This is a genomic window from Sphingopyxis sp. BE235 (assembly GCF_031457175.1).
Classification (GTDB): domain Bacteria; phylum Pseudomonadota; class Alphaproteobacteria; order Sphingomonadales; family Sphingomonadaceae; genus Sphingopyxis.
This window is the reverse complement of record NZ_JAVDWC010000001.1, coordinates 1334014-1358271: the sequence shown is the minus strand read 5'-3', so window position 1 is coordinate 1358271 and position 24258 is coordinate 1334014. Positions and strand designations below refer to the sequence as shown.

Below are 24258 nucleotides of genomic sequence, written 5' to 3'. Positions count from 1 at the left end.
TACGCCAATCAACAAGCGCGGCCACCCATTGTTACTTTGACGTAACGGTAACAAGGAAACCTTACGCCATATCAGAAGAAAAGCCGTGCGCCAATCTGCGAGGAAAAACGCGAAAACGGGTTAAGGATTGGTTATCAAATGGCAACATAACGGCATGTGACCCCTTGTAACTGCCACAGTTTCGAAACTGTGGCATCCTTTGGGCATCGCGGCATTCCTACGATGTCGCGGTGTTGAGGCCAAAAGGCGAAAGGTGCGAGCTGGTCCCTGGCACCCTTCGATCCCCCTCAGGCCTCATTTCAAGACTTCGCCGGGCGGCCTGACAGCCCCACCTGTTCTGTCGCCCGGCAAGTCGACATCCCTCGCTCTCCGCTCAACGCGCCGTGCTGGCCACAGGCGCAGCGCGAGCGCCGCGACCATGACGGTACCAAAGACCATACCGACAACCTGCTTGTCCGGATCGGCGCCAAAGGCACGCCCGGCGTAGCTCGCGGTAAAAATGAACCAGATATAATAGATTCCGAACCGGTGCAGGTACCCCCACCATTGGCCCAGCCGCCGCTGCCACCCGTCGGTCGAGGTCAGCGCCATCAGATAGAGGATGACATAGGCGAGGCCGCCGCCGATGAGCGACTGCCAGGTCCGACCCGGCGCATAGACGATGACGTTAATGCCCAGCGCGACGAGGTGGATCGTGTGGGCGAGCGCGAAGCCCAGCCCCCATTGCCGCCGTCGGCGAAGCAGCGCGCGCGTTGTCGCGCCCGGCCAGCGGCGCACCAGCGTCGATGCGAGAAACGCGACGAGGAAGAGCGGCAGGCCGGCGCGGGCGGTCCATCGCGCTGCCAGCCCCGCGCGCTCGGCGGCATCGCCGCCCACCAGCAATCCCGCCGCGACCGCGAGCAGCCCGGCGGCGAGGCCGAGCCAGAGCGGGGTCCCGCGGCGGTCGAGCCAGCCGGTCAAATTCAGACGGCTTCGATGCGCAAGGCGCGAACGCACACAGGTGTCAGCTCGTTGGCGCCCAACGTCCCATAACCAAGCATATTTGCGACCCCCATCTTTTCTCTGCATATACGAAAGGGGCGCCGGTTTCCACCGACGCCCCATCATTTTTCGTCAAAAGATAGAGGGCTTAGGTCGTGGCCGGTGCCTTGCACGGACCGGTGTGAACGCTGGTCATCTGCATGACCATTTCCATGTCGCCGCCGGTCGGGGCCTTGCCCTTGGTCGTGATGGTGACGTCGTTCTTCTTGGCTTCCATCGTGCCCGCCATCGCCATGTCGACCGTCTGGCCGTTCTGCGTGCAGGTGCCGGCAATGTCGATCTTGCCGCCCGCGACATCCTTCTTCGACCATTTGCATTCGCCGCCGTTGCCCGGGCCCTTCGCGAGTTCGGCCGCGATGTCTTCCTTGTCGACCTGCTCCTGCGTGAAGCACTGGTCCATGCCGCTGGCGCCTTCCATCATCTTCGTCATCTGGTCCTTCGCCTCGGGCGGCATGCCGGGCATTTCGAACTTCACCAGCTTGACGTCGGTTTTCCAGTTACCGGCTTCGCGCTTCACCGGACCGCTGGCGGCCGCATTCTCGCTCTTGCCGCAACCCGACACCGCGATGAGGGCGCCGATCGCGGCGACCGTCAGAAATTTCTTCATACCCTGTCTCCTGTGACTATCCGTTTGGGGGCTTTGTTTTGATTCATTGCGATTGTGGACCCGCCCCATCGATACCATATTGGCAGCAATGGCAATTCAGATTCGTACATCGCTCGATGAAATCGACACGGCGGAGGGCTATGTCCCGCATCGCCCCGCGCGCCCCGACAAGGTCGAAGGCGGCAAGCGATTTGAACTGGTTAGCGACTATGAGCCCGCGGGCGACCAGCCGACCGCGATCAAGGAACTCGTGTCCACCGCGCTCGACGGCGAGCGCGACCAGGTGCTGCTCGGGGTCACCGGATCGGGCAAGACCTTCACGATGGCGAAGGTCATCGACGAATTGCAGCGCCCCGCGCTGATCCTCGCGCCGAACAAGATCCTCGCGGCGCAGCTCTATGGCGAGTTCAAGAGCTTCTTCCCGAACAATGCGGTCGAATATTTCGTCAGCTATTACGACTATTACCAGCCCGAAGCCTATGTGCCGCGGTCGGACACCTACATCGAGAAAGAGTCGAGCGTAAACGAGGCGATCGACCGCATGCGCCACTCGGCGACGCGCGCGCTGCTCGAACGCGACGACGTCATCATCGTCGCATCGGTGTCGTGCCTTTACGGCATCGGCTCGGTCGAGACCTATTCGGCGATGATCTTCGACCTCAAAAAGGGTCAGGTCGCCGACAATCGCGAAATCATCCGCAAGCTCGTCGCGCTGCAGTATAAGCGCAACGATCAGGCGTTCGCGCGCGGCAATTTCCGCGTGCGCGGGGACTCTCTCGAAATCTTCCCGTCGCACTATGAGGATATGGCGTGGCGCGTCAGCTTCTTCGGCGACGAGATCGAGGAGATCACCGAGTTCGACCCGCTGACCGGCAAGAAGATCGCGACCCTCAACTACGTCCGCGTCTTTGCCAACAGCCACTATGTGACCCCCGGCCCGACCCTGAAGCAAGCGAGCGAGGCGATCCGGCATGAGCTGACCGAGCGGCTGAAGGAACTCGAGGCCGAAGGCCGGCTGCTCGAAGCCCAGCGGCTCGAACAGCGCACCAATTTCGACCTCGAAATGATCGCCGCGACGGGGAGCTGCGCGGGCATCGAGAATTACAGCCGCTTCCTGACCGGCCGCCTGCCCGGCGAACCGCCGCCGACCCTGTTCGAATATCTTCCCGACAACGCGCTGCTCTTCGTCGACGAGAGCCACCAGACGATCCCGCAGATCGGCGCGATGTCGAAGGGCGATCACCGCCGCAAGATCACCCTCGCCGAATATGGCTTCCGCCTGCCGAGCTGTATCGACAACCGGCCGCTGCGCTTCGCCGAATGGGACATGATGCGCCCGCAGACGGTCAGCGTATCGGCGACGCCGGGAACCTGGGAGATGGACCGCACGCAAGGCGTGTTCGCCGAACAGGTGATCCGCCCCACCGGGCTGATCGACCCGCCGGTCGAGATCAAGCCGGTCGAGGAGCAGGTCGACGACCTGATCGTCGAGGCGAAGAAGACCGCCGCCGCGGGCTATCGCACGCTCGTCACGACGCTGACCAAGCGCATGGCCGAAGACCTCACCGAGTTCCTCCACGAAGCGGGTCTCAAGGTCCGCTACATGCACTCCGACGTCGAGACGCTCGAGCGCATCGAGATCATCCGTGATTTGAGACTCGGGGTGTTCGACGTGCTCATCGGCATCAACCTGCTGCGCGAGGGGCTCGACATTCCCGAATGCGGGCTCGTCGCGATCCTCGACGCCGACAAGGAAGGCTTTCTGCGCAGCGAGACCAGCCTCGTCCAGACCATCGGCCGCGCCGCACGCAACGTCGACGGCCGCGTCATCCTCTACGCCGACCGCATCACCGGCAGCATGGAACGCGCGATGCGCGAGACCGACCGCCGCCGCGAAAAGCAGACCGAATATAATGTCGCGCACGGCATCACCCCGACGACGATCAAACGCAACATCGGCGACATCATCGCCCACGTCGCGTCGAAGGATCAGGTGACGATCGACATCGGCGAGGACAAGCCGACGCACATGGTCGGGCATAACCTCCGCGCCTATATCCAGGACCTCGAAAAGAAGATGCGCGATGCGGCGGCGGATCTGGAATTCGAAGAGGCCGGGCGACTGCGCGACGAAATCCGCAAGCTGGAGGCCGATGAGCTAGGGCTGCCTGCGGATCAGCAGGTCGCGCCGCGCGTCGGGCGGTCGAACGAGGGCAAGCCGGGCACCCGCAAGGGGCGGTTCGGGAAGCAGAGCAAGACCAAGTGGGGGCGATAGTCTTCGCTTCGACAAAACGTATACGTTTTCCGACAAGCGCTCTTGCCCCGCCTCTGGCCGCTGCTTAGGGTCCGCCCCGAAACCGGGGAGAGTCATCAATGAAAACAGGTCTGTCGCTTATTGCCCTGGCGCTTGCCGCCACCACGCCTGCCGCGCTTTACGCGCAGGACAAGCCCGCTGACGACAAGGCGAAGGCTGAAAAGCCCGCCGACTATGAACCGCAGGTCCGCACCACCAAGCTGTCTGGCACCTTCGGCGGGCAGCGGATCAACTATGCCGCGACGATCGGCGAGACGATCATCAAGAACAAGGACGGCGTGCCCGAGGTGGCGGTCGTCACCACATCCTATGTCAAGGAACCGCGCGATCCGGGCCGGCCGATCACCTTCCTGTTCAACGGCGGCCCCGGATCGGGCACCGTCTGGCTGATGATGGGCGCATTCGGGCCGAAGCGCGTCGCGATTCCCGGCACCGGCGTCGATGACGGGGCCCCGCCCTACCCGATCGTCGACAATCCCGATGCGCTGCTCGACGTCACCGACGTCGTCTTCATCGATCCGCCGGGCACGGGCTTTTCGCACCTGATCGGCAAGGCCGACCCCAAGGATTATTACGGCGTCACGCAGGACGCAAAGCTCGTCGCCGAGGTGATCCGCCGCTGGCTGAACGACAATGGCCGCTGGAACAGCCCCAAATATCTCGGCGGCGAAAGCTATGGCACGACGCGCTCGGCGGCGGTCGCGAACCAGCTGATGAACGAGACGTACAATGATGTCGCGCTCAACGGCATCATCCTGATCTCGACCGTGCTCGATTTCGCGGCGGGCGCCGACACACCGGGCAACGAGCTGTCGCCGATCACAAACCTGCCCTCGATGGCAGTGACCGCGCTCTATCATGGCAAGGCGACCGCCGCGTCGCCCGAAGCCTTTGCCGAGGAAGCGCGGCAATGGGCGATCGGCCCCTATGCGACCGCCTTGCTCAAGGGCCAGAAGCTGCAGGGCGAGGAACGCGCCGCGGTACGCCGCGAGCTGTCGCGCTTTACGGGGCTATCGGAAACCTATCTCGAAAGCGCCGACCTGCGCGTCACGCCCAGCCGGTTCTACAAGGAACTGCTGCGCGACCGCGGGCTCACCGTCGGCCGCCTCGACAGCCGCTATACCGGCAAGGATTATGACAGCGCGGGCGAAGGCCCCGACAACGATCCGAGCTTCTATGGCATCGACGCGAGCTATACCGCCGCGATCAACAGCTGGAGCCGCGACGGGCTGGGGTTCAAGACCGACCGCGAATATCAGTCGATCGGCCGCATCGGCGGGCAATGGGATTGGCGGATCGGCGACCGCGACACCAATAGCTATCTGAATGTCGCGCCCTATATCGGGCAGGCGCTACGCGAAAATTCGGGGCTGAAAGTGCTCGTCGCACAGGGCTATTATGATTTCGCGACGCCCTTTTTCGCCGCCGAATATGCGCTGTCGCGCACCGGCATCCCGCAGGATCGCATCAGCTACACCTATTATGGCGCGGGCCACATGATGTATATTCGCGACGAGGACCGGCACAAATTGTCGGCCGATATCCGCGCCTTCATCCGGGGGCGCTGATACCGGAAGCCCGATTACTTCCTGCTTTGTCATCCCCGCGAAAGCGGGGACCCAGCTAGCTGACGTCGCCACTGGGTTCCCGCTTTCGCGGGAATGACAAAAGTGCGGAACCTCCGCTCAGCGCAGCACGCCCTTTGCCGCTTGCGACCGTGCGTAAAGGAAGAGCGCGATCGCGATCACCCAGATCACTGCGGTGAAAATCATCGGGAAGGCGCCGAACATCCGCATCAGGTCGCCATAATGCATGCCAAACTGATAGACGCTGCTGAGCGCCAGCCCGATCAGCGAGACGAGGAATGCCGTCACCGCGTGGCGGCTGCGCACGAGGAGCAGCAGCGACCCGAGCAGCGCCCCCCATACCCCGAGCGCCCAGCCAATGTTCGCCCAGACGGGAAAGCTGGCGAAATAGGCCTGCTGTTCGGGCGTGAACGCCGCGAGATATTCGGCGTTGCCCATTTTGGTCATCGTATAATCCATCGCGCCGAAGGCGTTCCAGATCAGCGACACCACCCCGACCACCCACAGGTGCCAGGGCGTTTTGCGCACTTCGGTCATCATAAGTCTCCCCCTCCAGAAAGTCAGGCGAAGCTATCATCCTTTGCCGTCGCCATCAACGTGGTGATATAGTCACGCAATACAGCAATGTTGCGGTCGAAATAGCCGATGTCGCGATAGGTGCGTGCCTGCATCACCGCGCCCTCCATCACCGTCAGCACGAATTCGCCGAGCGCCTTGCGATCGGCGCCCTTCGGCAGGCGATCGGCCGCTGCATTGAAGCAACCCGCGATCGCGGTGGACCAGCCCGTAAAATTCGCCGCCATCAGGTCGCGCACCACCGGGTCGGGCTCGTGGATCTCGAGCGCGAGGCTGCCGATCGGGCAGCCATAAGTGCAATCGGTAACGATCAGGTGCGTGCGATAGCCGGCGAGCAGCGCGAAAATCTTGTCGATCGGATCGTCGACCCCCTCCCAATTGGGGGCGAGCAGCATTTCGTCGATCCCGTCGCGATAGAGTTCGAGCACGCCGACGAGCACGTCCTGCTTGCCGGGAAAGAAATGATAGAGGCTGCCGGAATGGACCTGGCTGCGCGAAAGAATGTCGGCGACCGAGGTCGAGAGATAGCCCTTCTCCCAGAACAGCTCCATCGCTGTCATCAATATGCGCTGGCGGGTGTCGGCGGCGTTCAATGGCCTTCCCCTATCCGGCACGATCATAGGCGGCGCGGAGCCAGCCCGCCACATCGTCGCCCGCCTCTTCATCCGCGGCGATGCGCACGCGGTGCGAGACCATTGCATTCCAGCTGCCCGCGGTTTCGAGCTTACCGACGGGTTCCTCGCCCTTGAGCGCGAGGCCAATATCGAAGCGGTCCTTGGTCGACGGCTGGAGCAGCGCGAACTGCTTCTTGCGGCGCAGGCTGACATAGCCCTTCTTCGGCGCCAGTTCGACATCGTCGCCAAACCCCTGCACGAGCGTGACCAGCCGGTCGTATAGCGGCCGCCAATGCGCCCTCGCCCCGTCGAACGCGGCCGCGACCAGCGCATCATCGTCCTGCGACAGCGACGACGACTCGTTGGCGGCATGGACGATCATATTGGCATAGCCGTGCCCGAGCCCATGTTCGGATTTCAGGTGGTTCACCAGCGCCATATGGCCGACGATGCCGGTCGCGCGCGCCGCGGCGACCCATTCGTCCAGCCCCTTGCCCGTCTTGGCACGGAGGCTTTCGCCCATCTTCTCGAATTCGTCGGCCATCGCCGTTCTCCCTCGTCAAGATGAGTTGATTGAACATTCAACAAAGCGTTTTGTCAAGAGGCTTGGCAAGCGGGTGGCGAGGCCCGATATGCACCCCATGTGCGTCGTCGCCCTTGCTCACAAAGCCCATCCCGACTGGCCCCTCATCCTCATCGGCAATCGCGACGAGCTCCACGCGCGCGCCGCCGCGCCGCTCGCCGAATGGGACGACGGCAGCGGCATCGTCGCCGGCCGCGATCTGCAGGCCGGCGGCACATGGCTCGGGGTTCATCGCCCCAGCGGCCGCGCCGTGGTCGTGACCAATGTCCGCGGGGCGATGCCCGATCCCGCCAAGGAATCGCGCGGCGCGCTCGTCGTCGACATGCTGCGCGGCGAAGGGCGCTTTGCCGACCCCGCGGCCGGGGACCTGCCACGCTTCAACGCGTTCAACCTCTTCGCGGTGGGCGACGGCAAGGTGCGGCTGCTCACCAACCGGCCCGTCCCGCTGATCATGCCGCTCGAGCCCGGCGTCCATGCGCTCGCCAACGAGCCCGTCGACGCACCGTGCCCGCGCGCGGAGCGGCTGCGCACGGCGCTGGAGGCCACGGTCGCAGCTGGCGGCGATCCCGAGGGCCTGCTCGACACGCTGATGGCCGAGGACGACCCCGCGCTGTTCCTGCGCGGCGACGTCTATGGCACGCGCGCCTCGACGCTCGTCGCGGTGTCGGTGGCGGGCGATGTCCGGATGATCGAGCGGCGATACGAAAAGGGCGGCCGTCCCGCTGGAACGACCGCCCTCGAATTTCGTATCGGCTGAGCCGCGCGCGCTTATTTCGGCGCGATCACCATCAGCATCTGGCGACCTTCGGTGCGCGGATGCGCCTCGACCTTCGCGATTTCCGACGTCAGTTCGGCGACGCGCTGGAGCACGTTGAGACCGAGCTGGGTGTGGCTCATTTCGCGGCCGCGGAAACGCATGGTCATCTTGACCTTGTCGCCTTCGCCGAGGAAATCGAAGACCTTCTTCATCTTCACGTCGAAATCATGATCGTCGATATTCGGACGCATCTTGATCTCTTTGATTTCCTGCGTCTTCTGGCTCTTGCGTGCGAGGTTCGCCTTCTTCTGCGCCTCATATTTGAACTTGCCGACGTCGAGGAATTTGCACACCGGCGGATCGGCGTTCGGGGATACTTCAACCAGGTCCAGCCCGACGGAAGCCGCCTGCTCAATCGCTTCGGCCGTCAGCATCACGCCCAGATTTTCGCCTTCCTCGTCGATCACGCGGACTTTGGGGGAGGCGATAAATTCATTGTAACGCGGGCCGTTTTTGGGCGGCATCGGTGCCATTGGGCGACGGGTCATGGGCGGTGGTATAGCTGTATCTCCTGGGTCGTTTAAAAAGGGCGTGCAGCATCGACGCAAAAACACGCGTGGTGGTCATATAGTGATCAAAGCGCCGTCGTAAAGGCCGCCGCGCTCACCTTATAACGCTTTTCGGGCCGACTGTGGCCAGTCTGCCACTGTCAGCCGGCGGCTACCATTTGGTCGGCGCGGGATCGACGACGCGGAAGCCGCCCGCGCCGATTTCGCTGACCTCGAGCGCGCGTTCGGCGACACCCCTGTTACTGAAACGGAAGATGCCGTCGATGCCGCCGAAACCGTCGGCGGCGAGCAGGCGGTTCGCGGGAAAATTGGTCCCCGGTTTCCAGTCGCGCGCGATGCGCACCGTCAGCAGCACCGAATCATAGCCGAGGCTGGCAAGCCGGTACGGCGTCTTGCCGAAGCGGGTACGATATTTGGTCGCGAGCTGACCGTAGAGGCCGTCCGACACGCTGGCGAACCACGACCCGCGCATCACCGCGCTGCTGCCGAGTGCGGCGTCGGTGTTCCAGAGTTCGGTGCCGAGGATCTGCTTGTTCCCCGTGGTCTTGATCACCGGAACCGCGCGAATGGCGTTGCCGCCGCTGTCGGCGATCAGCACCGCGTCCATCGCGCCGGCATTGGCGAGGCGCCGCGCCGCACCCGTCAGCGCGGTCGCGCTGCGGTCATAGCTTTCGACCGCGACGAGCGTGCCGCCCGCTTCGGCCACCGCGGCGCGGAACGCCGCCGCCGAACGGTCGCCATAGACATTCTTTGGCACCAGCGCGCCGAACCGCTGATGACCCTTCGACCGCGAGAAAGCGACGACGCGCTCGACCGACTGGCCGGGGACGAAGCCCATGATGAAGACGCCGTTGCCCGCAACGCTGCTGTCGTTCGAGAAGCTCAGCACCGGCACTTTCGCCGCGCGCGCGATCGGCGCCACCACGGTGACATCTTCGCTGAGCAGCGGGCCGAGGATCAGCTTGTTGCCGTCGGCGACCGCCTGCCGCGCCGCCGCGGCCGCACCGAGCGCGGTATCATAGGTGGTGATGCGGACGCGTTCGGTGCGCGAATCGAGCAAAGCGAGCGTCGTCGCATTGGCGATCGCGGTGCCGACGTCGGCGTTCGGCCCCGTCTGCGGCACGAGCAATGCGACGCGGTGGCGATCGGTGTCGGTCGGCAGGCCGGGGCCAACATTGTCGTCGGGGTTGGTGGGCGGCGGCGGGGTCGCCGGGCCGTTCGACTTCGGCACCACCTGACACGCCGCGAGCAGACCCGCCATCGCCATCACGCCGAGCCCGCGCAACATTTGGCGGCGGGCCGGTGCTTTATTTTGGCGCTGGTCGGCAGTTTCTGCCATTTTCGGCGTCATGCCAGATTCGAACATCTCAGATTCTCCCTTGCCCGGTCTCTATATCGTCGCGACGCCCATCGGCAACCTTGGCGACATCAGCGCGCGCGCGGCGACGACACTCGCCTCCGCCGGCGTGATCGCCGCAGAGGATACGCGCGTGACCGCGAAATTGCTGTCGCATCTGGGTTTGCGTGTGCCGATGACCCCCTATCATGATCATAGCGACGAACGCACCCGCGCCGCGCTGGTTGCGCGTATGGAGAGCGAAATTGTCGTTTTGGTGTCGGACGCCGGAACCCCGCTGATTTCGGACCCGGGATACAAGCTCGTTCGCGATGCGCGCGCGGCGGGGCGGCATGTCACCACCCTGCCCGGCCCCTGCGCCGCGATCGCCGCGATCACGCTATCGGGGCTGCCGAGCGACCGCTTCCTCTTCGCGGGCTTTCTGCCGAACAAGGCGAAGGCGCGCGCCGACACGCTCGCCGAATTCGCGGGGCTGCGTGCGACTTTGGTGTTCTACGAAAGCGGGCCGCGGCTGTCGGCGTCGCTGGCGGCGATGGCCGAAGGACTCGGCGACCGCGAGGCGGCGGTCGCGCGCGAGATCAGCAAGATGTTCGAGCAATGCGTCACCGGTACGCTGACCGAGCTTTCCGCGCGCTACGCGGACGCGCCGCCGAAGGGCGAGATCGTCGTCATCGTCGGCCCGCCCGGCGAAGCGGTGGCCGAAGAAGCCGACGATGCAACGCTCGACGCGGCGCTGCGCGAAGCGATGGCCGACAAGCCCGTCGCGCAGGCGGCAAAGGCGGTCGCGAAACGCTTCGGGCTCGACCGCCATGACATCTATGCGCGCGCGCTCACGCTGAAAGAGCAGGCTTGAACCGCGCCGCCGCCGAAGCACGCGGACGCAAGGCCGAGCGCCGCGCGGCGTGGTGGCTGCGCCTTCACGGCTGGCGCATCATCGGCGAACGGCTCCGCGTCCCCGTCGGCGAGGTCGACCTTGTCGCGCGGCGCGGCCGCACGATCGCCTTCATCGAGGTCAAATGGCGCGACCGCGCCGCCGACCTCGACCTTGCGATCGACCATTATCGCCTGCGCCGCGTCGCCGCCGCCGCCGAAATGCTGCGCCCGCGCTTCGCCGGCCCGCGCGACGACATCAGGATCGACGTGATGCTCCTTGCGCCGGGGCGCCTGCCACGCCATCTGGTCCACGTCTGGCAACCCTGAGGAAGAAATAATGACCCTGCGCGCCGCGGTACAAATGGACCCGATGGACAATATCAACATCGGGGGCGACAGCAGTTTCGCGCTGATCCTGAAGGCGCTCGAACGCGGCTACGAGCTCTATCATTACGATGTACGCGGCCTGACATGGGAGGCCGGACGGCTGACGACGAAAGCGCATCGCATTCTCGAGGCGCAGCGCAAAGCGGGCGCGCATTACAAGTTCGGCGACGAAGTTCTGCTCGACCTCGGCCGCGACGTCGATGTCGTGCTGATGCGGCAGGACCCGCCCTTCGACCTCGGTTATCTCACCGGCACGTGGCTGCTCGAACGCATCGCGAACGAGACGCTCGTCGTGAACGACCCCGTCTCGGTCCGCAACGCCCCCGAGAAGGTGTTTGTGCTCGACTTCCCCGAGTTCATGCCGCCGACGATGGTCACCCGCAGCCTCGACGCGGTGAAGGATTTCCAGGCGCGCCATGGCGCGGTGGTGATCAAGCCGCTCCACGGCAATGGCGGCAAGGCGGTGTTCCGCATCGACGCCGACGGCAGCAATTTGGGCGCACTCGTCGAGCTGTTCGGACAGGTGTGGCCCGAACCCTTCATGGTCCAGCAATTCCTGCCGAGCGTGTCGAAAGGCGACAAGCGCATCGTGCTCGTCGATGGCGAGGTCGCGGGCGCGATCAACCGCAAGCCCGGCGAAGGCGAGTTCCGCTCGAACCTCGCGGTCGGCGGTTTTGCCGAAGCGGCCGAACTGACCCCGCGCGAGCAGGAGATTTGCGACGTGCTCGGCCCGCAGCTCCGCGAACGCGGTCTCGTCTTCGTCGGCATCGACGTGATCGGCGGCGAATGGCTCACCGAAATCAACGTCACCTCGCCCACCGGGATCGTCGCGATCGACCGTTTCAACAACAGCGATACGGCGGGGATGATCTGGGACGCGATCGTCCGCCGGATCGGCTGACGTCGCAGCGCGTTACGCACTCCATGACCGACTTCATTCTCAATCTGATCCAGAACTGGGGCTATGTGGGGATCTTCATCCTCATGTTCCTCGAGAACGTGTTTCCGCCGATCCCGTCCGAAGTGATCATGGGGCTAGGCGGCATCGCAGTCGCCAAGGGCCATTTCGATTTCTGGACGCTCGTCGCGGTCGCGGTCGCGGGCACGACCGCGGGCAATTGGGTCTGGTACGGGATCGGCCGCTGGATCGGCTACGAACGGCTCAAGCCCTTTATCGACCGCCACGGCCGCTGGCTGACGCTCGACTGGGACGAGGTCGAGCGGCTCCACAATTTCTTCCTGAAATATGGCCCCGCGATCATCTTCGTCGCGCGCTTCATGCCCGTTGCGCGGACGATGGTGTCGCTGCCCGCGGGCATGGTGCAGATGAACCAGGCGAAATTCCTGGCCTGGACAGCGGCCGGATCGACGATCTGGATCGCCGCGCTCGCGGGCGCGGGCAACTGGTTCGGGGGGAAGTTCGCGAACCTCGACGCCTTTGTTGGCCCCGTCGCGCTCGTCGCGATCGGTTCGCTCGTCGTCGTCTATATCTACCGCGTCATCACCTGGAAGCCGAAGCAGGCCGACTAAGCCCTGGGGTGCGCATTCCGGTAAATATCGAGCAAATGCGCGGCATCGACCGCGGTATAGACCTGCGTCGAGGCAAGGCTCGCATGACCGAGCAATTCCTGAAGGCTGCGCAAATCGGCGCCACCCGCGAGCAGATGCGTCGCGAAGCTGTGACGCAGCGCGTGCGGCGTCGTGCGTTCGGGAAGGCCCAATGCGCGCCGCGCCGACCGCACGCTCGCGCGAACAACGCCGGGCTGGAGCGGCCCCCCGCGCGCGCCAAGGAAGATCGGCGTCTCTTTGGCGATCGGATAAGGGCAAGCCGCAACGTAGCGCGACACCGCGCTCGCGACCGCGGGCAAGATCGGGACGATCCGTGTCTTGCCCCGTTTGCCCGTCACGCGCAGCGTCTCGCCAAGCGGCAATACCGCACCTGTCAGCGACAGCGCCTCGCCGATGCGCAGCCCTGCGCCGTAGAGCAGCAACAGCAGCGCAAAATCGCGCGCACCGACCCAGCCCTCGCGGGCATTATCCTCGACATCCTGTGCCAGCGCGAGCGCTTCGGCGGGCGACACCGGCCGCGGCAGCCCCTTCTTGACGCGCGGCCCCCGCATCTGCGGCACGCTCGCGCCCGATCCGCCGACAAAGCGCAGAAAGCCGCGCAGCGCAGAAAGCTCGCGCGCCGCCGATGCATTGCCCAGCCCCTCGGCGCGGCGGTCGGCCAAATAAGCACGGAGGTCGTTCGGGATCAGCGCCTTCAGCATGCGCGCATCGACCGCGCCGCCGCGGTGCCGCGACAGGAAGCCGCAAAAGCGCTCGGCGGTCGCGATATAGGCGCGGCGCGTATGCTCCGACCGGCGCTTCTCATGCGCCAGATGGGCATCCCAGTCGCGGATCAAATGCTGCGGCAAATCAACTCCTATACCGCCGCTCGTGTCGAGCGAAGTCGAGACACCCATCGGCGTGGCGCGAGCCTGAGGGGCATCTCGACTTCGCTCGATGCGAACGGGTTTCGAGAGTCTAGCCGGTCCGAACCACGTCGGAAAGGATCGAGTCTAGCAGGAGGATTCCGTCGTCGGTGACCATCAGCCGGTCGCCATCGTACGTCATCAGCCCCTGCTCCGCGAGCCGCGCCACCGCATCGGCATCGACGAACATATCGCGCGCCAGCCCGCTGCGCGCCTCGATCCGCGCCAGATCGATGCCTTCGGTCAGCCGCAGCCCCATCAGCATCGCCTCGGTCGCGCGCTCGTGCGCCGGGAGGTCGCTTTCGACCTTGAGCCCATGACCGTTGCGCTCGACCGCCGCGACGAAATTCTCGGGCTTCTTGTGCCGCTCGGTCGCCTGACCCAGCCTTCGGCCATGCGCGCCGGGGCCGACGCCCGCATAATCGGCGTAGCGCCAGTAGGCGAGATTGTGGCGGCTTTCCTGCCCTACCCGCGCGTGATTCGACACCTCATAGCGAGGCAGCCCTGCGGCGTGCGTCATCGCCTGCGTCGCGTCGAACAGGTCGGCGGCGGTGTCGCCATCGGGAATGGTGAGGTCGCCCTTTGCCGCGAGCGTCGCAAAGCGCGTGCCGGGCTCGATGGTGAGCTGGTAGAGCGAAAGATGGTCGGTGCCGAAGGCGAGCGCGCCCGCCAATTCGGCTTCCCACGCCGCCATCGACTGGCCCGGCCGCGCATAGATCAGGTCAAAGCTGACGCGCGCGAAATGCTCCTGCGCCGTCGCGATCGCGCGGCGCGCCTCATCCTCGCTGTGCGCGCGGCCCAGAAATTCAAGCACTTCCGAATCGAAGCTCTGAACCCCTATCGAAACGCGATTGACCCCCGCCGCGGCAAGGTCGGCGAAATTGGCGACCTCGACCGAATTGGGATTCGCCTCCAGCGTGATTTCGACGTCATCCGCGAGCCCCCACGCATCGCCAGCCGCCGCGATCACTGCCGCGACCGTGGCGGGCGGCATCAGGCTGGGCGTCCCTCCGCCAAAGAAGATCGACCCGATGGTGCGCCCCGGCAGCAACGCCGCCTCATGCCGCAGATCGGCGAGCAACGCGTCGCGCCACACCGCCTGATCGACGCTCTCGCGCACATGGCTGTTGAAGTCGCAATAGGGGCATTTCGACACGCAAAACGGCCAATGGACATAAAGGGCGAGCGGTTCGGCCATGCTGGCCCCCTACTCCCTTTCGTCATTCCGGCGAAAGCCGGAATCTCTCGCGGAGTTCCCCAAGGCCGATGGCGACCCCGGACCCGATCCGGGGTGACGAAGGAAGGTCAGAAGACTCCGGCCACCAGCTTCGCAAACGCATCGGCGCGGTGGCTGATCGCATGTTTTTCCGCCGGATCGATTTCGGCATAAGTCAGTGTGTTACCTTCCGGAACGAAGACCGGATCATAACCGAAACCGAGTTTCCCGCGCGGCGGCCAGGTCAGGCTGCCGTCGGCCCGGCCCTCGAACACTTCGGCATGGCCGTCCGGCCAGGCGAGCGCGAGGGTGCAGATGAAACGCGCGCTGCGGTCGACCTCTGGCCCCTGTTCGGCAAGCAGGCCTTCGACCTTGCCCATCGCCATATACCAGTCGCGGCCCGGATTGCCCTCGAACCATTGCCGCTCGGCCCAGTCGGCGGTGTAGACGCCGGGCCGGCCGGAGAGCGCCGCGACCTCGAGCCCGCTGTCGTCGGCGAGCGCGGGAAGTCCCGCCGCGGACGCGCTCGCATGCGCCTTCAGCAGCGCATTCTCGCGAAAACTCGTCCCCGTCTCCTCGGGCTCGGGAAGCCCGAGGTCACCCGCCGACACCGGCTCGATCCCGAACGCTTCGAGCAGCGCGCGAATCTCGCGCACCTTTCCTGCGTTGTGGCTGGCAATCACCAGTCTGCCGGGGGCGAGCCTGCGCGTCATCTCAGCGGCCCGTGGCCTTGTCCTGCGCCGCGAAAATCTCGCCGCAGCCGATGCGTGCGAGGCGGAGCAGGCGGAGCAAGCCCTCCTCGTCATAGGTCGCACCCTCGGCGCTTGCCTGCACTTCAACGATCTGGCCCTTGCCGGTCAGCACGAAATTGCCATCGGCCTCGGCGACCGAATCCTCGTCATAATCGAGGTCGAGCACCGGGGTGCCCTTGTAGATTCCGCACGAGATCGCGCCGACCTTGTCCTCGATCGGATCCTCGGCGATCGTCTTCGCCGCAAGCAGCTTGTCGACCGCGAGGCGCAGCGCGACCCACGCGCCCGAAATCGACGCGGTGCGCGTCCCGCCGTCGGCCTGGATGACGTCGCAGTCGATGATGATCTGGCGCTCGCCGAGCTTCTTCATATCGACGACCGCGCGCAAGCTCCGCCCGATAAGCCGCTGGATTTCCTGCGTCCGCCCCGACTGCTTGCCCTTCGCCGCCTCACGGCTGCCGCGCGTGTGCGTCGCGCGGGGCAGCATGCCATATTCGGCGGTGACCCAACCCGCACCCTTGCCGCGCATCCACGACGGCACCTTTTCGTCGACACTGGCGGTCACCAGCACCTTGGTGTTGCCGAAGCTGACGAGGACGCTGCCCTCGGCGTGGATGGTGAATTCGGTTTCGATGACGATGGGACGCATCTGGTCGGGCGCGCGGCCGGAAGGGCGCATGAAATTTCCTTTCGATTGGTGATTGCGGTGGCCCTTAGGCCGCCGACCTCATTCGCTCAACCGCATCTTGAAGAAATCGAGGATTTCGTCGCGCGCCTGCACCGTTGGTTGCCCCGCCTCGTCGATCAGATGGATCGTGACGACGCTGTGCGGGTTCTTCATCGGGCTGTCGGGATTGGCCGCGCTGTAGGGCAACACCTTGCCGATAAAGCGGTCGCCGAGCGCATTTTCATAGGCGGCAAAGCGCGCCGCCTGGCAATATTTGTCGCCCTCGAAGCGGTAGGCGAGCACGGTCAGGTCCTCGGCCTCCATTCGCGCCTTCACCGCGGCGAGTTCGCCCGGCGCGATATGCATCCCCGCCGCGTCGTTCAATGGCAACGACGGCTGCGCGAGGACCGGGGCAAGCACCGCGGGTTCGAGCATCATCGACAGCGCGAAATTTCCGGTGAAGCACATGCCGATCGCGCCGACGCCCTTGCCGCCGCATTCCTTGTGCGCCTGTGCCGCAAGCGCGCGCAGCCACTGCGTCGCCGGCGAGCTTTCATTCGCCTGAAAGGCGCGGAACTGGCGGCTGATGCACCCGCCGATCATGGTGAACAGCATGCGAGGCGCCCGCGGCACCGCGCCGTCCTTGCCAAAGATATGCGGCATATAGACGGTGAAGCCAGCACCCACGACCCAGCGCGCGAAGCGCGCGACATGCGGGCTGATGCCGGGCATTTCGGTCATTACGATGACGGCCGGACCATTGCCCGCCACATAGACGCGGTGCTTGCGGCCGAGCAGCACGATGTCGCGGTGGTCGAAATCGTCGAGCGGGTCGTCGCGGTCAAGCGGGCGTGTGGACATGATTTTCTCCCCTGGGGCGGAAGGCTATGCAGAAGGCCAGCCAATTGCACCTCCTTTTCTTCGTCATTCCCGCGAAAGCGGGAACCCAGCAAGCAACCGTCGCACGCTGGGTTCCAGCTTTCGCGGGAATGACGAAGCTGGGGTGTGGATCGGCGTTGCGCTTGCCCCATCCCCTCCCCATCCCTAAATCCCCTGTATGACCACCCCGCCGATCACCGAACTCACCACGCGCGCCCGCGACGTGTTCCGGCTGGTCGTCGACGCCTATCTCGAAACCGGCCAGCCCGTCGGCTCGCGCACGCTGTCGAAGCTCGCCGCGCTCAACCTCTCGCCCGCATCGATCCGCAACGTGATGCAGGACCTTGAGGAGTTCGGCCTGCTCGCGAGCCCGCACACCAGCGCCGGACGCCTGCCGACCGAGCAGGGGCTGCGCCTCTTCGTCGACGGGATGATGCAGGTCGCCGAACCCAGCGCCGAGGACCGCGCGCAGATCGAGGCGAGCCTGTCCGACGCCGGCCCGATCGAAAGTGCGCTCGCACAGGCGACCTCGGCGCTGTCGGGGCTGTCGGCGTGCGCGGGCCTCGTGCTCGTGCCCAAGCATGAGCGCGTGCTCAAACAGCTCGCCTTCGTGCCGCTGTCGGCGAACCAGTCGCTCGTCGTGCTCGTCGCGGGCGACGGCGCGGTCGAGAACCGCGTCATCGACATTCCGCCGGGGCTCAATCCCTCGGCGCTCGTCGAGGCGGACAATTATATCTCGTCGATGCTCAGCGGGCTCACGCTCACAGAGGCGATGGCGCGCGTGCGGCATGAGATCGAGGCCGAGCGCATCGCGATCGACCGCGCTGCGCAGGATCTCGTCAGCCGCGGCCTCGCGATCTGGTCGTCCGATGGCGCCGACCGCCCGGTGCTGATCGTGCGCGGGCAGGCGAATCTGCTCGACGAGAGCGCGGTCGGCGACCTCGACCGCGTGCGCCAGCTGCTCGACGAACTCGAAACCAAGCAGGATATCGCGCAGCTGCTCGACAGCGCGCGCGAGGGCGCCGCAACCCGGATTTTCATCGGATCCGAAAATAAATTATTCTCGCTTTCGGGCTCGTCCGTGATAGCGGCGCCCTATCGCGGATCGGACGGGCGCGTGGTCGGCGTGGTCGGGGTCATTGGTCCCACGCGCTTGAACTATGCCCGCATCGTTCCCATGGTGGATTTCACCGCACAATCGCTCTCCAGACTGATACGATAAGGCTTATGACGAACATTGAAAACGACACGCCGGTCGACGACGGCGCGAACCCCGAAGTTGAAACCGCCGAAGCGGCAAACCCCGCGCAAGGCGAAAATGAAGAGCTGGCGCAGCTCGCCGAACAGGTCGCCGCGCTCCAGCAGGATCTGCTTTATGCGCGCGCCGAGACGCAAAATGTCACGCGCCGCAAGGACAAGGAAATCGCCGACGCGCACGCCTATGCCGCGACCAAGTTCGCACGCGACATCCTGTCGGTCGCCGACAATCTCGGCCGCGCACTCGCCGCGCTCAGCGACGAACAGCGCGCCGACGAGGCGATGAAGCCGATGATTACCGGCCTCGAAGCCACCGAGCGCGAATTGCTCAGCGTCTTCGAACGCAACGGCATCACGCGCATCGCCGCGATCGGCCTGCCGCTCGACCCCAACCAGCATCAGGCGATGCTCGAAATCCCGAGCGACAAGACGCCGGGCACGATCGTGCAGGAAATGCAGGCGGGCTATATGCTGAAGGATCGCCTGCTGCGCCCCGCGATGGTGGGCGTCGCAAAGGCGGGGTAGTCGCTAATGCCCTCTCCCCTTGCGGGAGAGGGATGCGAAGCCTTGGCGGCTCGGCCGCCTAGGCGAAGCTGGGAGAGGGGTTCCGCCCTATCATAAGGGAGCAGCCCCCTCTCCCGCTACGACTAGCCAGCAAGCTGGCAAGTCTCACTGCCCTCTCCCGCAAAAGGGGAGAGGGAATATCCATCACGCCGCCTTGCGCATCTTCGCGAGCTTCTTCAGCACCATGTCGCGCTTCAACCGCGACAGATGGTCGATGAAGAGGATGCCTTCCAGATGGTCATGCTCGTGCTGGATGCACGTCGCCATCAGGCCGGTCATGCGTTCCTGATGATGCTTGCCGTCCTCGTCCTGCCAGTCGACGGTAACCTCGGCGGGGCGCGTCACATCGGCATATTGCTCGGGGACCGACAGGCAGCCTTCCGAATAGACGCTATGCTCTTCGCTCTCGTCCGAAAAGACGGGATTGATGAACACGCGCGGCTCGCGGATGAGCCTTTTGCCCTCTTCGTCCTCGGGATCGGGTTCCTGCAGGTCGATGACGAGGATGCGCTTCGGCACCCCGACCTGAATCGCGGCCAGCCCGATGCCGGGGGCGTCGTACATCGTCTCGAACATATCGGCGATCAGCGTCTTCAGCTCGGCGTCGAAGGTCTCGACGGGCTTCGAAATGATACGCAGCCGGGGATCTGGGGTCTCTATGATAGGGAGTAAGGCCATGGGGGCTCAGGTATGAACTCGAACGCCCGACGTCAACCCACCGGCCGCCGCGCCCGCAGCGCCTGCGCCAGCGTCCCCTCGTCGAGATAATCAAGCTCGCCGCCAACAGGCAGACCGTGCGCAAGCTGGGTCAACCGCACCGGATAACCCTCAAGCCGTTCGGCGAGATAATGCGCCGTCGTTTGCCCCTCGAGCGTCGCGTTCATCGCGAGCACGACCTCGTCGATGCCGCCCGCGGCGACGCGCGCGACCAGCGCGTCGATCGCGAGATCTTGCGGGCGGATGCCCTCGAGCGCCGACAGTCGCCCGCCGAGCACATGATATTTGCCGGGGAACAGCCGCGACTTGTCGAGTGCCCACAGGTCCGACACCTCCTCGACGACGCACAAGGACCGCGCATCGCGGCGCGGGTCGGCGCAGATCGCGCAGGGATCGTGCGTGTCGACATTGCCGCAGATGCCGCAGGTGACGAGCCGTTCGGACACCGTCTGCAGCGCCGCGAGCAGCGGCACAAACGCGCTCTCGCGCTTCTTCATCAGGTGCAGAACAGCACGCCGCGCCGAGCGCGGGCCGAGGCCCGGCAGGCGGGCGAGTTGCTGGACGAGCGCTTCGATTTCGGTGGACGCCATTGGGCGGTGGTAGTGGTGTCTCGCACCGTGCACAATAACCCCTTCGTCACCCCGGACTTGATCCGGGGTCCCGCTTCCTTTTCTCACTCCAAAAAGCGGGATGCCGGATCAAGTCCGGAATGACGAAGAAAGGGTGAGAGAGCCTTGCACGACGCCGCATCCTCCGCCAAAGCCCCGCCCATGCGCATCGCCTTTATGGGAACGCCGCCCTTTGCGGTGCCGACGCTCGCCGCGCTTCATGCCGCGGGGCATGAGGTCGTGGCCGTGTATACGCAGCCCCCCCGCCCCGCGCAGCGCGGCAAGAAGGTACAGCAAAGCGCGGTGCATGTCTGGGCCGAGAACCTTGGCCTGCCCGTGCGCACGCCGAAGAGCCTGAAGAGCGAGGAGGCCCAGGCCGAATTCGCGGCGCTCGACCTCGATGTCGCGGTGGTCGCGGCTTACGGCCTGATCCTGCCGCAGGCGATCCTCGATGCGCCGCGCGAAGGTTGCCTCAACGTCCATGGCTCGATCCTGCCGCGCTGGCGCGGCGCCGCGCCGGTGCAGCGCGCGATCCTGTCGGGCGATGCCGAGACCGGCGTGACGATCATGCAGATGGATGTCGGGCTCGACACCGGCGCGATGCGGCTGATCGGCCGGACCCCGACGGGCGGCAAGACCGCGGGCGAATTGACCGACGAGCTGGCGGCGATCGGCGCCGGGCTGATGGTCAAGGTTCTGAGCGACCTCCATGCCTTTGCCCCCGAAGCGCAGCCGGACGAAGGCGTTACTTACGCGGCCAAGATCGACAAGAGCGAAGCGCGGCTCGATTTTCTGACGAGCGCGGTGCAGGTCGAGCGCCAGATCCGCGCGTTCAATCCGATGCCCGGCGCCTTTTTCGAACTCGATGACGAACGCTACAAAATCCTCGCTGCCGAGGTCGTCCATCCCGCGGGCACCGTCGCGGGCGCCACTCCCGGCGTCACGCTCGACGATGCGCTGGCCGTCGCCTGCAACCCCGGCGCGATCCGCGCGACGCGGGTCCAGCGCGCCGGAAAGCCCGCGATGGATGCTGACGAGTTGCTGCGCGGCCGCGCGATCCCCAAAGGCACCCGACTGGCCTAATCTCCCTCTCCCCTTGCGGGAGAGGGTTGCGCAAGCTTGGCAGCTCGCTGCCTAGCTGAAGCTGGAAGAGGGGTGCGCCCTATCGATAGTACAAGCCCCCTCTCCCGCTGCGACTAGCGAACAAGTTCGCAAGTCTCGCTGCCCTCTCCCGCAAGGGGAGAGGGTCGCAACGACGTCTCGACTTCGCTCGACACGAACGGCTAAGGGGGCGGCGATGACAAGATTTGCCCTCACGATCGAATTTGACGGCCGCCCGTTCATGGGCTGGCAGCGGCAAGCGCACGGCCCGAGCGTCCAGCAGGCGATCGAGGACGCAATCCACCGCTTCACCGCCGAGACGGTGCAGGTATTCAGCGCCGGACGCACCGACGCGGGTGTCCATGCCATCGCGATGCGCGCGCATGTCGACATCGAAAAACCGCTGACCCCGTTCAAGCTGACCGAGGCACTCAACGCGCAGCTGAGGCCCGCGCCGGTCGCGGTGGTGGCGTGCGAGATCGTCCCCGACGACTGGCACGCGCGCTTCGCCTGCATCGGCCGGTCGTACGAGTATCGCATCGTCAACCGCCGCGCGCCGCTGACGTGGGACAAGGGTCTGTCGTGGCAGGTTGCCCGGCCGCTCGATTCGGATGCGATGCACGCGGCGGCGCAGCTACTCATCGGCCTCCACGACTTCACCACCTTCCGCTCAGCGCATTGCCAGTCGCAAAGCCCGGTGAAGACGCTCGATAAACTGACCGTCAGCCGCCACGGCGATGAGTTGATTATCGAGGCCGCGGCGCGCAGTTTCCTGCATCATCAGGTACGCTCGATGGTCGGCTGCCTCGCGCTCGTCGGCTATGGCAAATGGTCGGCGCGCGACCTGAAGGCCGCGCTCGATGCCGCCGACCGCAACGCGCTGGGGCTGAATGCGCCCCCCGACGGGCTCTATTTCGTGAGCGCGACCTATCCATAGAATACAACCCCCTTCGTCACCCTCGAACGAGACACGTGGCTCGTTCGACTTGATCCGGGGTTCCGCTGGCGTCGCTTTGCTACGCAAGAAAGCGCGATGCCGGATCAAGTCCGGGGTGACGAGAAACAGGGCTCGCCTGAATCGAAAAGGGCGGCCCTTTCGGACCGCCCGTTCCTTCATCGCTGTTGACGCAATTACACCTTTTCGGCGTAGTACAGCGGCGCATGCTCGTTGAGGATCTGGAGGATTTTCGCCTGCGCCGTCTTTTCGTCGCTTTCTTCCATCGCGCCGAGTTCGCGCGCGAGGCGGCTCGAAGCCGCTTCGAAGATCTGGCGCTCCGAATAGCTCTGCTCGGGCTGGTCGTCGGCGCGGAACAGGTCGCGGGTCACTTCGGCGATCGACACGAGGTCGCCCGAATTGATCTTCGCTTCATATTCCTGCGCGCGGCGCGACCACATGGTGCGCTTCACCTTCGGCTTGGTGGTCAGAACCTGCAGCGCTTCCTTCAGCGTCTTGTCCGACGACAGCTTGCGCATGCCCACGCCTTCGGCCTTGTTCGTCGGCACGCGAAGCGTCATTTTTTCCTTTTCGAAGCGCAGGACATAAAGTTCGAGCTGCATGCCGGCGATTTCCGACCGCTGCAGTTCGATGACGCGCCCCACGCCATGCTTGGGATAAACAACATAATCGCCGACTTCGAACAAGAGCGTGTTCACGGACATGCAAATTCCTTTCTGTGCCTTGACCCTGACCGGAAACTGCGACAACACCGGGACATCCGGCCCTCCGTATTGAGGGGGATGAGCATTCGGGCGGCGCTAGCCAGTCAGAGTGACAAGGGATATGGCTCCATCGGAAACGCCGAATGTGCCCCAGCCCGAGCGGCGGGAAGAGGCAGGGTGTCGGCGTGTTGATATTTATTATAACAGATTCGCAACAAAATTGCCACCCCTGCGCGGAAATGCGTCGGTCGGCACCTTGACGGCTCCCCAGACCCGTTTCAGGTTGAAACGAAATCATAGATAGGGAGCCGGTATGCAGGATCAAATTTGGTGGATCACGGGCGCCTCCTCGGGCATCGGCGCGGCGCTCGCTCGCGCGCTCGGGGCACGCGGCGCAAAGCTGATTCTGTCGGGCCGCAACGTCGCGGCGTTGGAAGCCGTCGCTGCCGATTGCGCCACCGAGACGCTGGTCCTGCCGTTCGAGGCGACCGATTATGCCGCCCTCCCCGCCATCGCCGAGCAGGCATGGGGCTGGCAGGGCCGCATCGACGGGCTCGTCAACAACGCCGGCATCTCGCAGCGCAGCCTCGCGATCGAAACCGATTTTGCGGTTTATCAGCAAATCATCGGCGTCGACCTGCTCGCCCCGATCGCGCTGACCCAGCAACTCCTGCCGCGCATGGTCGGCGCGGGCGGCGGCCAGATTATCGCGATCTCGAGCGTCGCGGGATCGCGGGGGTGCCGCTGCGCAGCGCTTATTCAGCCGCCAAGCATGGCCTGATCGGCTATCACGACAGCGTGCGCGCCGAAAATGAGCATCTGGGACTGAAGGTCCTCGTCGTCGCGCCGGGGTCGGTGCGGACGAACGTCAGCCGCAACGCGCTCAACGCCGACGGCAGCACGCGCGGCGAAAGCGATGCCGCGATCGATAACGGCCTGTCGCCCGACGACGCCGCGGCACAGATGCTGGCGGCAGTCGATGCCGGAACGCGCGAACTGATCGTCGCCGAGGGCGCCGAAGCGATGATCGCCGGCCTCCGCCGCAGCGACCCCGACGCGCTGTTCGACCGGATGAGCGCGATGGTACAGGCGGGCTATGC

Annotated in this window: 26 protein-coding genes and 1 pseudogene; 12 read left to right on the top strand and 15 right to left on the bottom strand. The window is 65.1% G+C overall.

Annotated features, from left to right (window positions below; all coding sequences use genetic code 11):
• Positions 1-294: 294 nt before the first annotated feature.
• A complete protein-coding gene (locus tag J2X38_RS06405; protein WP_310252348.1) occupies positions 295-960 on the bottom strand; it encodes a hypothetical protein in 666 nt (221 codons plus the stop codon).
• A 169-nt stretch (positions 961-1129) separates the two neighbouring features.
• Positions 1130-1648, bottom strand: coding sequence for a DUF3617 domain-containing protein (locus tag J2X38_RS06400; protein ID WP_058539071.1), 519 nt, complete (start codon positions 1646-1648; stop codon positions 1130-1132).
• Between the two features lie 88 nt (positions 1649-1736).
• Between J2X38_RS06400 and uvrB the strand changes: the two genes are divergently transcribed.
• Complete coding sequence (gene uvrB / locus J2X38_RS06395) at positions 1737-3923, top strand: excinuclease ABC subunit UvrB (protein WP_058539072.1); 2187 nt, start codon at positions 1737-1739, stop codon at positions 3921-3923.
• A 98-nt stretch (positions 3924-4021) separates the two neighbouring features.
• The gene (locus J2X38_RS06390; protein WP_310252343.1) at positions 4022-5530 is read left to right on the top strand and encodes a S10 family serine carboxypeptidase-like protein; all 1509 of its coding nucleotides are present in this window, start codon (positions 4022-4024) and stop codon (positions 5528-5530) included.
• A 117-nt stretch (positions 5531-5647) separates the two neighbouring features.
• On the opposite strand, the gene J2X38_RS06385 is transcribed toward J2X38_RS06390, so the two are convergent.
• From J2X38_RS06385 to J2X38_RS06375, 3 genes are read right to left on the bottom strand one after another with little or no spacing between them, the layout of a single operon-like run.
• Positions 5648-6088, bottom strand: a complete 441-nt coding sequence (locus J2X38_RS06385) for a hypothetical protein (protein WP_310252341.1) — start codon at positions 6086-6088, stop codon at positions 5648-5650.
• Positions 6089-6108: 20 nt separating this feature from the next.
• Positions 6109-6717: a TetR/AcrR family transcriptional regulator gene (locus tag J2X38_RS06380; RefSeq protein WP_058539074.1), complete on the bottom strand. Its 609-nt coding sequence runs from the start codon at positions 6715-6717 to the stop codon at positions 6109-6111.
• A gap of 10 nt (positions 6718-6727) precedes the next feature.
• The gene (locus J2X38_RS06375) at positions 6728-7282 is read right to left on the bottom strand and encodes a DUF4287 domain-containing protein (protein ID WP_310252338.1); all 555 of its coding nucleotides are present in this window, start codon (positions 7280-7282) and stop codon (positions 6728-6730) included.
• A gap of 88 nt (positions 7283-7370) precedes the next feature.
• Here J2X38_RS06375 and J2X38_RS06370 point away from each other — a divergent pair, with 88 nt between their 5' ends.
• The gene (locus J2X38_RS06370; RefSeq protein WP_310252336.1) at positions 7371-8078 is read left to right on the top strand and encodes an NRDE family protein; all 708 of its coding nucleotides are present in this window, start codon (positions 7371-7373) and stop codon (positions 8076-8078) included.
• An 11-nt stretch (positions 8079-8089) separates the two neighbouring features.
• On the opposite strand, the gene infC is transcribed toward J2X38_RS06370, so the two are convergent.
• Positions 8090-8626 carry a translation initiation factor IF-3 gene (gene infC, locus J2X38_RS06365; RefSeq protein WP_037511353.1) on the bottom strand — a complete coding sequence of 179 codons (537 nt, stop codon included), beginning with the start codon at positions 8624-8626 and terminating at the stop codon, positions 8090-8092.
• A gap of 172 nt (positions 8627-8798) precedes the next feature.
• Positions 8799-9935, bottom strand: coding sequence for a penicillin-binding protein activator (locus J2X38_RS06360; RefSeq protein ID WP_310310648.1), 1137 nt, complete (start codon positions 9933-9935; stop codon positions 8799-8801).
• Between the two features lie 61 nt (positions 9936-9996).
• On the opposite strand from J2X38_RS06360, the gene rsmI reads away from it, so the two are divergent.
• The 4 genes from rsmI to J2X38_RS06340 are packed head-to-tail and all read left to right on the top strand — an operon-like array spanning position 9997 to position 12794.
• Positions 9997-10857: a 16S rRNA (cytidine(1402)-2'-O)-methyltransferase gene (rsmI, locus tag J2X38_RS06355; protein WP_310252332.1), complete on the top strand. Its 861-nt coding sequence runs from the start codon at positions 9997-9999 to the stop codon at positions 10855-10857.
• Complete coding sequence (locus tag J2X38_RS06350; RefSeq protein ID WP_310252330.1) at positions 10854-11204, top strand: YraN family protein; 351 nt, start codon at positions 10854-10856, stop codon at positions 11202-11204. The genes rsmI and J2X38_RS06350 overlap by 4 nt, the downstream gene beginning before the upstream one ends.
• A 10-nt stretch (positions 11205-11214) precedes the next feature.
• Positions 11215-12165, top strand: coding sequence for a glutathione synthase (gene gshB / locus J2X38_RS06345; protein ID WP_310252328.1), 951 nt, complete (start codon positions 11215-11217; stop codon positions 12163-12165).
• 23 nt (positions 12166-12188) lie between these two features.
• Positions 12189-12794, top strand: a complete 606-nt coding sequence (locus J2X38_RS06340; RefSeq protein WP_310252326.1) for a DedA family protein — start codon at positions 12189-12191, stop codon at positions 12792-12794.
• Here J2X38_RS06340 and J2X38_RS06335 read toward each other — a convergent pair.
• The 5 genes from J2X38_RS06335 to J2X38_RS06315 all read right to left on the bottom strand — a co-directional run bounded on the left by J2X38_RS06335 (position 12791) and on the right by J2X38_RS06315 (position 17234).
• A complete protein-coding gene (locus tag J2X38_RS06335; protein WP_310252324.1) occupies positions 12791-13681 on the bottom strand; it encodes a tyrosine recombinase XerC in 891 nt (296 codons plus the stop codon). The two genes, J2X38_RS06340 and J2X38_RS06335, sit on opposite strands and share 4 nt — an antisense overlap.
• Positions 13682-13790: 109 nt before the next feature.
• Positions 13791-14936: a radical SAM family heme chaperone HemW gene (hemW, locus tag J2X38_RS06330; RefSeq protein ID WP_310252322.1), complete on the bottom strand. Its 1146-nt coding sequence runs from the start codon at positions 14934-14936 to the stop codon at positions 13791-13793.
• A gap of 107 nt (positions 14937-15043) precedes the next feature.
• Positions 15044-15667: an RdgB/HAM1 family non-canonical purine NTP pyrophosphatase gene (gene rdgB, locus J2X38_RS06325; RefSeq protein ID WP_310252321.1), complete on the bottom strand. Its 624-nt coding sequence runs from the start codon at positions 15665-15667 to the stop codon at positions 15044-15046.
• A gap of 1 nt (position 15668) precedes the next feature.
• Positions 15669-16385: a ribonuclease PH gene (gene rph / locus J2X38_RS06320; protein ID WP_310252319.1), complete on the bottom strand. Its 717-nt coding sequence runs from the start codon at positions 16383-16385 to the stop codon at positions 15669-15671.
• A gap of 48 nt (positions 16386-16433) precedes the next feature.
• On the bottom strand, positions 16434-17234 hold the full coding sequence (locus J2X38_RS06315) for a dienelactone hydrolase family protein (RefSeq protein WP_310252317.1): 801 nt from the start codon (positions 17232-17234) through the stop codon (positions 16434-16436).
• Positions 17235-17430: 196 nt separating this feature from the next.
• On the opposite strand from J2X38_RS06315, the gene hrcA reads away from it, so the two are divergent.
• Together hrcA and grpE are read left to right on the top strand one after the other, a co-directional pair.
• On the top strand, positions 17431-18474 hold the full coding sequence (gene hrcA, locus J2X38_RS06310; RefSeq protein WP_310252315.1) for a heat-inducible transcriptional repressor HrcA: 1044 nt from the start codon (positions 17431-17433) through the stop codon (positions 18472-18474).
• A gap of 5 nt (positions 18475-18479) precedes the next feature.
• Positions 18480-19034: a nucleotide exchange factor GrpE gene (gene grpE, locus J2X38_RS06305; RefSeq protein ID WP_137890566.1), complete on the top strand. Its 555-nt coding sequence runs from the start codon at positions 18480-18482 to the stop codon at positions 19032-19034.
• 183 nt (positions 19035-19217) lie between these two features.
• On the opposite strand, the gene def is transcribed toward grpE, so the two are convergent.
• Positions 19218-19751: a peptide deformylase gene (def, locus tag J2X38_RS06300; protein WP_058536535.1), complete on the bottom strand. Its 534-nt coding sequence runs from the start codon at positions 19749-19751 to the stop codon at positions 19218-19220.
• 32 nt (positions 19752-19783) lie between these two features.
• Positions 19784-20380, bottom strand: coding sequence for a recombination mediator RecR (gene recR / locus J2X38_RS06295; protein ID WP_058536536.1), 597 nt, complete (start codon positions 20378-20380; stop codon positions 19784-19786).
• A 180-nt stretch (positions 20381-20560) separates the two neighbouring features.
• On the opposite strand from recR, the gene fmt reads away from it, so the two are divergent.
• Both fmt and truA read left to right on the top strand, forming a co-directional pair.
• Entirely contained in the window at positions 20561-21481 is a 921-nt protein-coding gene (fmt, locus tag J2X38_RS06290; RefSeq protein WP_310252311.1) for a methionyl-tRNA formyltransferase, read from the top strand.
• Between the two features lie 214 nt (positions 21482-21695).
• On the top strand, positions 21696-22436 hold the full coding sequence (truA, locus tag J2X38_RS06285) for a tRNA pseudouridine(38-40) synthase TruA (RefSeq protein WP_310252309.1): 741 nt from the start codon (positions 21696-21698) through the stop codon (positions 22434-22436).
• Between the two features lie 194 nt (positions 22437-22630).
• Here the strand turns inward: truA and J2X38_RS06280 are convergent, their stop codons facing one another.
• Complete coding sequence (locus tag J2X38_RS06280) at positions 22631-23158, bottom strand: CarD family transcriptional regulator (RefSeq protein WP_037511307.1); 528 nt, start codon at positions 23156-23158, stop codon at positions 22631-22633.
• A 313-nt stretch (positions 23159-23471) separates the two neighbouring features.
• On the opposite strand from J2X38_RS06280, the pseudogene J2X38_RS06275 reads away from it, so the two are divergent.
• A pseudogene (locus J2X38_RS06275) lies at positions 23472-23980 on the top strand (SDR family NAD(P)-dependent oxidoreductase); the annotation flags it as partial.
• Between the last annotated feature and the right edge of the window lie 278 nt (positions 23981-24258).

Coding starts and splice junctions, on each gene's coding strand:
- J2X38_RS06400 (WP_058539071.1), bottom strand. CDS start 1,648: ATGAAGAAATTTCTGACGGTCGCCGCGATCGGCGCCCTCATCGCGGTG.
- uvrB (WP_058539072.1), top strand. CDS start 1,737: ATGGCAATTCAGATTCGTACATCGCTCGATGAAATCGACACGGCGGAG.
- J2X38_RS06390 (WP_310252343.1), top strand. CDS start 4,022: ATGAAAACAGGTCTGTCGCTTATTGCCCTGGCGCTTGCCGCCACCACG.
- J2X38_RS06385 (WP_310252341.1), bottom strand. CDS start 6,088: ATGATGACCGAAGTGCGCAAAACGCCCTGGCACCTGTGGGTGGTCGGG.
- J2X38_RS06375 (WP_310252338.1), bottom strand. CDS start 7,282: ATGGCCGACGAATTCGAGAAGATGGGCGAAAGCCTCCGTGCCAAGACG.
- J2X38_RS06370 (WP_310252336.1), top strand. CDS start 7,371: ATGCACCCCATGTGCGTCGTCGCCCTTGCTCACAAAGCCCATCCCGAC.
- infC (WP_037511353.1), bottom strand. CDS start 8,626: ATGACCCGTCGCCCAATGGCACCGATGCCGCCCAAAAACGGCCCGCGT.
- J2X38_RS06360 (WP_310310648.1), bottom strand. CDS start 9,935: ATGTTGCGCGGGCTCGGCGTGATGGCGATGGCGGGTCTGCTCGCGGCG.
- rsmI (WP_310252332.1), top strand. CDS start 9,997: ATGCCAGATTCGAACATCTCAGATTCTCCCTTGCCCGGTCTCTATATC.
- gshB (WP_310252328.1), top strand. CDS start 11,215: ATGACCCTGCGCGCCGCGGTACAAATGGACCCGATGGACAATATCAAC.
- J2X38_RS06340 (WP_310252326.1), top strand. CDS start 12,189: ATGACCGACTTCATTCTCAATCTGATCCAGAACTGGGGCTATGTGGGG.
- hemW (WP_310252322.1), bottom strand. CDS start 14,936: ATGGCCGAACCGCTCGCCCTTTATGTCCATTGGCCGTTTTGCGTGTCG.
- rdgB (WP_310252321.1), bottom strand. CDS start 15,667: ATGACGCGCAGGCTCGCCCCCGGCAGACTGGTGATTGCCAGCCACAAC.
- rph (WP_310252319.1), bottom strand. CDS start 16,385: ATGCGCCCTTCCGGCCGCGCGCCCGACCAGATGCGTCCCATCGTCATC.
- J2X38_RS06315 (WP_310252317.1), bottom strand. CDS start 17,234: ATGTCCACACGCCCGCTTGACCGCGACGACCCGCTCGACGATTTCGAC.
- hrcA (WP_310252315.1), top strand. CDS start 17,431: ATGACCACCCCGCCGATCACCGAACTCACCACGCGCGCCCGCGACGTG.
- grpE (WP_137890566.1), top strand. CDS start 18,480: ATGACGAACATTGAAAACGACACGCCGGTCGACGACGGCGCGAACCCC.
- def (WP_058536535.1), bottom strand. CDS start 19,751: ATGGCCTTACTCCCTATCATAGAGACCCCAGATCCCCGGCTGCGTATC.
- recR (WP_058536536.1), bottom strand. CDS start 20,380: ATGGCGTCCACCGAAATCGAAGCGCTCGTCCAGCAACTCGCCCGCCTG.
- fmt (WP_310252311.1), top strand. CDS start 20,561: ATGCGCATCGCCTTTATGGGAACGCCGCCCTTTGCGGTGCCGACGCTC.
- truA (WP_310252309.1), top strand. CDS start 21,696: ATGACAAGATTTGCCCTCACGATCGAATTTGACGGCCGCCCGTTCATG.
- J2X38_RS06280 (WP_037511307.1), bottom strand. CDS start 23,158: ATGTCCGTGAACACGCTCTTGTTCGAAGTCGGCGATTATGTTGTTTAT.